At 59.2% G+C, this 9,672-nt stretch carries 9 protein-coding genes; 3 read left to right on the top strand and 6 right to left on the bottom strand.

Annotation, left to right across the window (positions count from 1 at the left end; translation table 11 throughout):
• Positions 1–62 precede the first annotated feature (62 nt).
• Positions 63–1,091 carry an HNH endonuclease gene (locus XdyCFBP7245_RS24650; RefSeq protein WP_244907902.1) on the top strand — a complete coding sequence of 343 codons (1,029 nt, stop codon included), beginning with the start codon at positions 63–65 and terminating at the stop codon, positions 1,089–1,091.
• Positions 1,092–1,102: 11 nt separating this feature from the next.
• Here the strand turns inward: XdyCFBP7245_RS24650 and XdyCFBP7245_RS22625 are convergent, their stop codons facing one another.
• The 4 genes from XdyCFBP7245_RS22625 to XdyCFBP7245_RS22610 form a co-directional block, all read right to left on the bottom strand.
• Positions 1,103–1,753: a hypothetical protein gene (locus XdyCFBP7245_RS22625; protein WP_104617605.1), complete on the bottom strand. Its 651-nt coding sequence runs from the start codon at positions 1,751–1,753 to the stop codon at positions 1,103–1,105.
• 39 nt (positions 1,754–1,792) lie between these two features.
• A complete protein-coding gene (locus tag XdyCFBP7245_RS22620) occupies positions 1,793–5,830 on the bottom strand; it encodes a hypothetical protein (protein ID WP_104617604.1) in 4,038 nt (1,345 codons plus the stop codon).
• 33 nt (positions 5,831–5,863) lie between these two features.
• A complete protein-coding gene (locus tag XdyCFBP7245_RS22615; protein WP_104617603.1) occupies positions 5,864–6,460 on the bottom strand; it encodes a DUF1629 domain-containing protein in 597 nt (198 codons plus the stop codon).
• A gap of 139 nt (positions 6,461–6,599) precedes the next feature.
• Positions 6,600–7,079, bottom strand: a complete 480-nt coding sequence (locus XdyCFBP7245_RS22610; RefSeq protein ID WP_104617602.1) for a JAB domain-containing protein — start codon at positions 7,077–7,079, stop codon at positions 6,600–6,602.
• Between the two features lie 439 nt (positions 7,080–7,518).
• On the opposite strand from XdyCFBP7245_RS22610, the gene XdyCFBP7245_RS22605 reads away from it, so the two are divergent.
• Positions 7,519–7,749, top strand: a complete 231-nt coding sequence (locus XdyCFBP7245_RS22605) for a DUF2188 domain-containing protein (RefSeq protein WP_342352103.1) — start codon at positions 7,519–7,521, stop codon at positions 7,747–7,749.
• Positions 7,746–8,378, top strand: coding sequence for a hypothetical protein (locus XdyCFBP7245_RS24340; protein WP_211287769.1), 633 nt, complete (start codon positions 7,746–7,748; stop codon positions 8,376–8,378). Before XdyCFBP7245_RS22605 ends, XdyCFBP7245_RS24340 begins: the two co-directional genes overlap by 4 nt.
• Positions 8,379–8,384: 6 nt before the next feature.
• Here the strand turns inward: XdyCFBP7245_RS24340 and XdyCFBP7245_RS24335 are convergent, their stop codons facing one another.
• Entirely contained in the window at positions 8,385–8,774 is a 390-nt protein-coding gene (locus tag XdyCFBP7245_RS24335) for a hypothetical protein (RefSeq protein ID WP_211287768.1), read from the bottom strand.
• Positions 8,774–9,672, bottom strand: an 899-nt coding sequence (locus XdyCFBP7245_RS22590; protein WP_104617601.1) for a caspase family protein, incomplete at its 5' end; no start/stop codon positions are given. The genes XdyCFBP7245_RS24335 and XdyCFBP7245_RS22590, both read right to left, overlap by 1 nt.

Here is a 9,672-nt window from a genome sequence, read left to right as displayed (position 1 = left end):
TTCGGAAAAACGCTTCTTCACATCCAATCTCCTCGGGATAGGGAATTGGACTCCAAACTGAGGTGCTACTCAAAATTGGGGGGACGTCGGCCACCTCCGACAACTCGACGGAAGTTAGGGCTGGCAATGCCGCACGCGCCTCCAACGACTTCGAGCCGAACTTCAGTCTGGTAGGCCAGGTCGTATTGCTCGAAGCCAATTCTTTTGAGCTTGCGTTTGAGCGCACCGGCGAGCTATCTGAAAGAGAGGTGGTCTTGCGCGACCGGGCGACCGTGAAATACTGGCACGTGGCCGAAGCCGTGCAAGCACTGGCCAAGCCCTCCTCCACCGCAGAGATTCTAAAGTGGCTTGAAGGACGCTACCCGGGCGAGGACCACTCAGACCTGGGAGCCAACCTTTCGTTTTTGACGGTCAATGACACGAATCGCAGGTATTACGACAAGACGCGGAAGGATTGGCGCTCAAACTCCAATCATCCTCGTGATCTCCTTTTCCGGCGAGGCAAATCGCGAGGCGTGACGTATGAGCTCTTTCGGGCAAGCATCCATGGCCACTGGACTTTGCAGCCGAACGACGGCGGCGTTTGGGAGGCTGTGCAGTTGGCCGCCACCGCACAATCTACAGCCGAGGCAGAAGGGCAGGACGCGGCATTTGCGCATCTGCCTCCATTGGATTCAGACCATGACGCACGTGTCTGGGCAATGCGTGCAGTAGCCCAGCGCCGCGGGCAATCTTTTTTCCGAAATCAATTGCTAGACGCGTATGGCAGCCGTTGTGCCATCACTGGCTGTTCGGCGAAGGAGGTCTTGGAGGCGGCGCATATATTGCCTTACCGGGGAGACCATACCGACCGGGTGGACAACGGCTTGTTGCTCCGCGCCGACCTCCATACCCTTTTCGACTGCCTGCTGCTCTGGATCACTCCAGAGAACAAGGTCGCGTTGGCTTCATCGTTGCTTACCACTGACTACCTTCCTCTCAAAGGCCAGGCCGTGCGTCAGCCGGAATCAAAGAAGAACCACCCCAATCCCCACCATCTGAGAGAACACGCCCGGCGCTGTCAGGAGCTCGACGGCGCACCAAGCCCATAGGTCGACGGGCATCATCGCGCGTCTGGGGCGGTGCGCAGGTTAATGGCACGGTATTGCCTCTGGTTGCCGTAACGCGGCCCGTTCTTTTCGAAGGTGGCGCAGAGCCTGCCTTCACCACAGGGCGCCAGGTCAGCGCGAGCAACCCGCTCCCAATAGTCTATTGAGGTGCGGAGCTGCACTAGCTCGCTGCGCTTCTCGTTGATGATGCCCACCGAGTAAGCCACCGCCCCCAGGCCCAACACGCCCGCCACGAGCATCGTGGCGGATGCAATGCCCATGCGCCGCGTGATCCGCGTCTCCAAGGACTGCTGGGCGTGTGCGTAACGTCGAGTGGCTTGCTGCAACGTCTCGTCCGCATGGGCCATCTCTTTGTTGAACCGCTTGGCGGCCGGTTCTAGCGTCTGCGTCAACGCTTGATTGGTCAGCTGCGTCAGTCTCGGGAGTGCGTTCTCCAGCACCCGATTGACCTTGGAGTCTGCGCTGCCCACTGCGTTCTGGAGCACCTGGAGTTGCTCGGCAACCACCTCGCGCAACCGTTGTTCGCGCTGCTGCATGGATGCCATCAGCGTCGTCAGCACCGTGATGGTCTCTTGCAAAGACGCATTGGATGCGTTCAACGTCGCCATCATTTCCACCATTGCAGCAGCGTCTTGCCTGTCCATGAGGTTTCCTAACTTGGCTGGTCACGGAAGCGATTTTGACTAACCACCACCACCACCACCACCACCACCGCCCCCTCCTCCCCCACCGCCGTCGCCCCCTCCACCGCCGTCCCCTTGGGGGCCGCTTTGCATCGGCCCCTTGGCGAACTCCGGCAACGTCATCACCATGACCGGCCCACGACTGGTGTTGATCTCCGCTGAGACATCCATCCCCAGCGCCTGACGTGTGGCGACATGCTCCTGGGCCTCCTGCTGGGCCTGCGCGTCCAGGAAGTCGTTGCCTTTCTTCAACAACGCCTGCGTCGCTGCGCTGTTGGCCACCCGATTTAAGGCCTGCTCGATCGCCAGTTCGTTCTTGCTGTCGAGCGCGTAGAGCACCTCGTCCACGTCGGGGTCACCGGTGATGGATTTCCGCTCGAGCTGCGACGACTCGTTGGGCGCATCCCCCACCCCTCGCCCGGTTGAACGCTGCGCTAGAGGTGAGAAGGCATTGGTTTGCTCAGCCGTTTCACTAGCAGAGCGGCGATCCAGTTGGTGCGCGCTGAATGCATCCATGCTGCCCCCCTCCTGGTCTAGCGCCCTCTTTTGAGCGAAGGGATAAGGTTCTCCGCGCTCGCGATACTCCCTCCATTCCTGGTGGAAGCGCTCGTCTTCACGATCCGCCGCCTCGATTTCCTGTTGCAGCTGGCGCAGCGAGCGCATGGTCTCTTCAAGGAACAGGGCACCGCCCGGATCTGCGACGTTGCGTTCCTGCGCCGGGATCGATGGCGTTTGTTGGTTTTCTGCTTCATCAGACCCGACGGACGCGCGCGTGGCGGCACCGCTTGCCAATGACTGCTCACGCGCTTGTGCGAGGTGTTCTGGGGGCAGCACCTCCGCCCCATGCTCGGCGGGAACGGCGCTTGAAGGAAGGGGCTGTTCTGCCTCGGCTTCTCGCTCCGGCGTGGTAGACGCTGTGGAGCGCGAGGCAATCAACGGCTCTGCGGTCGGAAGCGTTGTTGGGGCCATGACGCGAACCGGCTCTGCCTCCTGCTGGTGCGCCACGTCTTGCTGGCGGAGCGATGCTTGCTCTATCTCCGCTTGGTGGGCCTGAGCGCTGTGGTTCAGCGCTGACGGCACTGCATTGGCTTCTGCGCTTTGCGGAGGCTGGCTGCGGGATTCCGGTTCCTCGTATGGAGACACTGGAAGACGCGTGGCGTCACGATTCTCCACTGCCTGCATTTCAAACGCGCGGTCGGCTTCTTGTGCTGGTTCCGGCTGCGCATTGCCTGGACCGGGTGTTCGCTTCAGGGGGGCATGGGCATCAGGAGCGAGGTGTTCGCGTGCCTGCGGGTTCGGCGCCTCGGGCTGCTGGCGCGTGTTTTCCTGCTTCGAGTGAGGACCTGCTGTCTGTTGAGCCAGCGCAGCATCTTGAGCTTGCGGCCGAATGTCCGGTTGCTTCGAGGATCCCTGACGCTGGGCCTGCTGCTCGAGTTCTTGCGCTTGCTGCTGCTGATGCTGGGCGTGCCGAGTCTGGCCTTCCTGGACCTCAACTTGCCGCGCTTCTTGGGTCTGGCGGTCTTGCTGCTCCCGCTGTTGGTTGTCCTGAGCTTGGCGCTCCTGCGTCTGGCGTTGCTGGACTTCCCTACCCTCACGCTCCTGCAGCTCGCGTTGCTGGCTGGTCTGCGCCTGGCGCTCCTGTTGCTGGCGTTCTTCTAACTCACGCCGCTGCTCTACTTGGCGTTGACCTTCCAACAGCGCGTGCGCCTGGACTGCCTGTTCGCTTTGTGACCTATCTTCTTGCTCAGGCTGTGCCTGCTGGAGGTGCTCGCGCACCTGTGCGTCATGCTGCTCTTGTGCGAGACGATCTTGCTGTTCGCGTTCTTGCCGCGCCTGCGCCGCGACAGAGGCCTGCATGCGCGCTTGGATGTCGAGCACCTGCTGCGGATTGGAAGAGTCGGACGTAGAGCTGTCTGTCTCCCCCGTCGCTTCGGGCGCCCGAGCAAAGCTTGCCGAGTCCTGTCGGTGGCCTTGCGCCTCACTCAACGCTTGCCGGATGTCTTCGCTACTCGTAATGGCCACCACGCGTGTGACCCCATCGCTGCCGCGCTGGAGGTGTGCGATGGGGCTGTCATAACCGTATTGCCCGGACTCATTGCGCTGGAGTTGCTGCATGGTAGGCCCGGTGATGCCGTTTGCCTCCATGGTTAGCTGTGAGGCCAGCTCCACGGCCTGCTGGGTCTGCGGGTTGACGTTCAAATCAACGCCTGCGGCCCGGTAGCGGTGCAACAGCTCGTTCTGCTCCATCTGCGCCGCCGTGGGCGCGGGAAGCGCCTGGATGGCCGCCAAGGCCTCGTGGGAGCGCTCTATCGAGGGCTGCCGCAGCTGGTCGGTCAGTTCCAGCTCCACTGCCAAGTTGCCACTAGCCACGCCATCCTTGCCGGCCCACTGGCCTGACTCGGTCCGCTGGTAGAGCTGAGCGTCCGACCCCAGCACCGCCCCGGGCTTGCCCTGGGCCACCTGGACAGCCGCCGGCACCTCCACGCCGTAGACCTGCGCCCGCTGCGCGGCATGGTTTTCCAGGTAGGCCGCCGCAATGGCTTCGCGCCCGGTGGCGATGTTGCTTTCAATACGGCCCAGGGCTTCTTGGTTGAGCTGCTGTGCACGTTCCGGGGAAGCGAGTTGGACAGCGTAACTACCAATCTCATCGGTGCCGGATGCCGCAGTCCTGACCTGACGCTCCCAGGTCTGCCGCTCGGGATTGCGCTGCCAATTCTGGTTGTCCAATCCGACTTGGTCGCTGGCCCGTGCAGGGAGGTTGAAGGGGTCCTGCGGTGAAGGAGCCTTGCCCAGTGCCAGTTCCACTGCCTTGGCGTTGGCCAACGCACCCAGCTCCTGCGATTTCTCATAGCTGGCGACCACGGGCTGCTCGCCCGGCGTGCGACGGCCGTCCTGGGCAAGGTCGATGGCCGCTTCGCGCTGCCAGTTGCGACCGTTGAACTGCCACTCCATACCGGCCTTGTCGGTCTGATGATAGATGGCGCGGTTGTCCAGCAAATCGGCGCCCTTGTCGAACGCCTTGCTCATCAACAACGCGTCGCCGACCACCAAGGCCGCAGGCACAAAGCCGCTGCCGCCAAGCGCGGCAGCAGTGGACGCACCACCGGCCCAGCCGCCGACGTTGCGGGCCAATGCATGGGTAACTTCAGACTGCGCGGCGGTGGCATTGCCTTGTTCCAGCAGCTCGGCCGAGCGTCGGGCGGTTATCACCGCATCGGCGCCAGTCGCCAGCAAGCCGCCCGAACGGACCAAGGTGCTGGCCGACGCATTGCCGAGTACCACTTCCATGGACGCGGCACCGCTTTGACCGCGAGGAACTCGCAAGGGTCTGGCGGCCTCCTCCCCCAAGGTGTTTTCAATTACGGCGACACCACCGGGTGACAGCGTCAGCTTCCCACCGTTGTAAGCCTCGGAGATGGCTACGGATAGCCCGTGGCGTTGTAGTTCAATGTTTCCACCTCGAGTCAGCGCCTGCCCTGATCCATTGAAGTGATTCAAGGTGGCGATGACGCGGGATTCGTTATGGGTCACCCCAACCCACCCATGTTCAACGGCGCCTAGCTTCCCAAGAGCATCCACTTGATTCGCATAAGTATCGGCGTAACCACGTGCGCCTCCGAAAAAGGCCTGCGTTTTTACACGTGCATCATTGGCCGTCTGGCCTAACGAAGCATTCGTATGAAGGTCACCATTGACCAATCCCACCTTCACTGTGTCTCGCAGGTGATTCACCCTGGCAGCAACGCGATCCAAGGCATCGGGATCACCAGCCAGCGCAGCCCTGCCATCCTTGGATTGCTCTAAGCGACGAAGGTTGTCGAGTAATCCGACCTGATAGTCTCGAATTGGGCCACCGCTATGGGGTGAGACGCCCATTGCCTGAGCCAGTCCCTTGTCGTGCGGCATGAAAATTCGATTCTCAGGCGCATCAATGTCGAAGCGATCCGAGTCCGACAGCACCCGCAAGATGCGGCTGTAACGAAGGGTTTGCTGCTCGAACCCATGATGATCCTGAAAAATAGGGCTGCTGCGCGGCACGCTCCCTGCTCCTTACCTGCTGCCTAGGTGCGGCTATATGTCTGATGCGTCAATAAAAGAAATGCCGCTTTCACCAGCATCATCAGGAATCCCCGCATCATGGACCGCGTCTTTGAAGGCCCGGTCGCAAATCACGAATGAGCTGAACGGAGTAAGGAATACGTGTGTTTGACCCACGACTTCCGGCCTAAAGGCCAAGCTGGCTCCTCCTCCCACCGAGTAGAACTTGCCATTGACATAGTCGTCGTCTACTTCAACTTGTAGCTTCGAGGCGACTTCGTCCAAAGCATCAAGCTCGCGAACAACGTCGCACAAAAAGTGGCGCGGACCTTTGGTTCCGTCGTCCAAGCGGTAATCCACCTCCGCGAAGGCAAAGGCGTCGGAATCCACCGAAACCATGACATCGTGGAGTCGCTCGGAAACCAACCAATAACCGCTGAATCCCGGCTCTAGATCGCGCGGGGCTGGACCGGTGTTGGGGTCGTAGGTCAGCTGCGGTGTTTCGCGGAGCGAGGGAAATCCACCCTCCTCCGGCCGCAGGATCAGCCGCGGAGGGGACAGCAAGTGGCGAACGTTATCGAACCTCACCCCACAGGGCTGCCTGTTGCTCTCCATGTCCGCTTCAAACATGTAGAAGCTCCCGGCCGTCGGCTGATTGGGTGTTGTTGATGGCATGCGTTTTCATCCCGTCCGTGCGCTGTGGTCTCAGCTGACAGAAAGAGCTTAACTCGGCCGCTTTGCCGACCCAACCCATAAGGCAAGGGAGGGGCTATACCCACCCCCTGGCCGCCAGGCTGGTGTGCTGCCGGTCACCGATGACCAGGTGGTCGAGGACCCGGATGTCCAGGAGACCCAAAGCTTCCTGAAGGCGTTGGGTGACTTTGCGGTCCGCTTCGTTCGGCTCCGGATTCCCGCTCGGGTGATTGTGAAAGAGGATGACAGCGGCGGCGTTGAGTTCCAGGGCACGCTTGGCGACCACCCGGCTATGGACTTCGCAGCCGTCGACGGTGCCGGTGAACAAGTGCTCGGTAGAAATGATGTGGTGCTGATTGTCCAGGAAGACGACCCCGAAGACTTCGTGCGGCAGGTGGGCGCAGCGGGCAACCAAGTAAGCGCCGGCTTGGTCGGGGCTGTGGATGCGGCCTTGGCGTTGAAGGCGCTGTTCCAAGATAGTCGCGGCGGCGAGCAAGATGCCCTCCTCGTCCATCTGGAGTTGGTATTGAGCCTTCAGGTCTTGGGTGCGCTTCATCGGTTTGTCTCCACCAGCGCGTTGTGCGCCTCGTGGGAACCGACAGGCGAAGCGTTAGCTCGACCGCACCCGGGAGTGAGCACCGTTAGGCGCGCAGCGGAGGGCCGCAACAAAGCGCCAGCGACTAGGAGGAGGCTTGTCCTTGCGGTCGGGACAGCGGAGCTAGGATTCCCTTCAAGAGGCCCAGCGCTGGTGGAGACACACCATGCATGCCCTACAAGGCCTACGGCCAAACGGCATTCGGATGGGCGGGGTCGACTGATGCCAGCAGGCGATTGCATGGTAGTGCAGGTGCCGGCTCGGCGTTGCCAAAGCGCCCCGCGAGGTAAGCGACGCACCATACTGTTAACCAGTCAGCCCCACATTGACCCGTAAAGAATTGCGTGCTAGCGTTTAGGCAAGCCGAAATCTAAGGCACAAGACGCCGTGCGCAGCGAGAATGAACATGTCTAGAAAAGGCCAACACGTTGTCCCATCACAAGACGGGTGGAGCGTCCGCAAGGCCGGCGCTTCAAAAGCATCGAGCACTCACGCATCCCAGCAAGAGGCGATTGCTGTTGCGACGACTATAGCTCGCAACCAGCGGACTGAATTGTATATTCACGGTCGTGATGGGCGCATTAGGGAACGGAACTCATACGGAACTGACCGTTACCCACCCAAAGGATGACGCAGGCACCGCCGTTCGAGCTTTCCGTATTTATCAACTGCCCTTTTGATGAGGACTATGCTCCCCTGCTTCAAGCCATCGCTTTCTGCGTAACAGATTTGGGGCTCTTCCCTCGCATAGCGCCAGAAAACTCGAACAACTCTGCCAATCGCTTGGATCGAGTAACAGGGCTTGTTCGAGGGTCAAAGTATGGGATCCACGACCTAAGCCGCTGCAAGGCGACTACCTCTGGCGAATATTCTCGACTTAATATGGCCTTTGAACTTGGCATTGACCACGCATGCGCTCAATTTGGCCGTTCTCCATTGACCAACAAAAAGGTCTTAGTGCTAGAAGAAACGCGCTACGACTATCAGAAAAGCCTCTCGGACATCGCGGGATGGGACATTCAATGCCATGAAGGCGACTTCGTCAAGGTTGTTCGCATCGTTGCAAACTGGCTTTCCGGCCAGAAAAAAGGCACCTCAGTAGGCGCCAGTCGAATACAAGGAAACTATGCCACTTTTCAAGAGTGGTATTGGAAACGCGAAATAGCAAGTGGGGCGTCTGAAGAAGATATTAAAGCCTACCCAACCATTCAGGTGATACTCGCCATGAGCGAATGGGTAAAGTTAGGGCGCCCAACCTAACTTTCCTCAAGCAATCAGATTCTTAACAATAAATGGCAGGTAGCGATCAACTTGCTCACGATCACTTTCTCGCTCTTTTTCACCCAATTCAGAGAACGCCAAGCTAGCTTGACGCTCCCACTTACCCACAAGCTCCGCTGGAATAACAAGCGCCCCGGGGACACCGTCCTGTCTGTCACATTTTGAGTGCATGTAGGACTGCCAGTGTGCCCAGCGTTCATGCTCGATCGCTGCCAACTCTTCTCTGAGCCCCCTCATTTTTTCAGCAATCAACGCCTTCGGAACCGTATTTTTCAGGATAAAATCCTTAAGTGGCTGAGCATCAAATCCAAGGCGATCAAGCCCCGTGGACGCAAAATACGCATCCAAAAGCTCATTAAACTCAGTCGCATCCATTAGATAAGCTCCTTAGCAGCTAGTCGCCTGTAGTGCTCGCCCAACGGCGTGAGCCTCATTGCCTTACTTTCCATAGCTGCATGATAAGGGTGAAGCGTCCCAACGGGGATAGCCAGCCCGACACGATTAAACTTCTGAAGAATAGCGAAAATTTCGTTATTGGCAGGGTTCGGGCAGGGCCCCTCAGGTTCGTAGCTCGGGTCAAGCGGATACTCATAACCGGCGGTAGGAAAAAGTTTTGCTATCCGTTGAAGGACATCCAGCTCGAGCGGAGCTTTGACTTTCCGCAAAGAAACGAATTTTTTGACATTTGTTTTAAAAACGGGCCGCTGTCCCCAGTCGCCCAGCGATTGATCAATGTGCGCATATACACTACCGGGTGTAACTTCACCCATTAGGTTTGCGGCAGCGCCACTCAATGCGTCAATCATCAGCCCCGTAAACACTCCACCACCATCGACCTCCGCTGCATACTGCTCTTTAGTCGACGCAGTTAAAATGGTCACGCCGTCGGCTACCTCAGCGACATCCTCGTTAAGCGGGTGCGCACCCAGTGCACCGCTATGACAGGAATCAAGAATAATCACTCGGTTCCGAGCCTTGCTCTTGTTGGCTAACGACATGATCTCAGAAAGTGGCAAACCGTCGTCACCAGTCTGACAGTCCGAAGCACATAGGTAACCTCCTGTTGCCTCTACGTAGCCATGGCCCGCGAAATAAAGCAATGCCACCTCATTGTCTTCCGAGAACAGCTCACGGACTGCCTCTTTAAGCCCTGAGCGTGGCAAGCTGGCTTTATCTGAAGACCGACGTCCCCCCAATTTTGAGTAGCACCTCAGTTTGGAGTCCAATTCCCTATCCCGAGGAGATTGGATGTGAAGAAGCGTTTTTCCGAAGA

Source organism: Xanthomonas dyei (assembly GCF_002939865.1).
Lineage (GTDB): Bacteria > Pseudomonadota > Gammaproteobacteria > Xanthomonadales > Xanthomonadaceae > Xanthomonas > Xanthomonas dyei.
The sequence above is the reverse complement of the archived record's forward strand: the minus strand, read 5'-3'. Positions and strand labels throughout refer to the sequence as shown.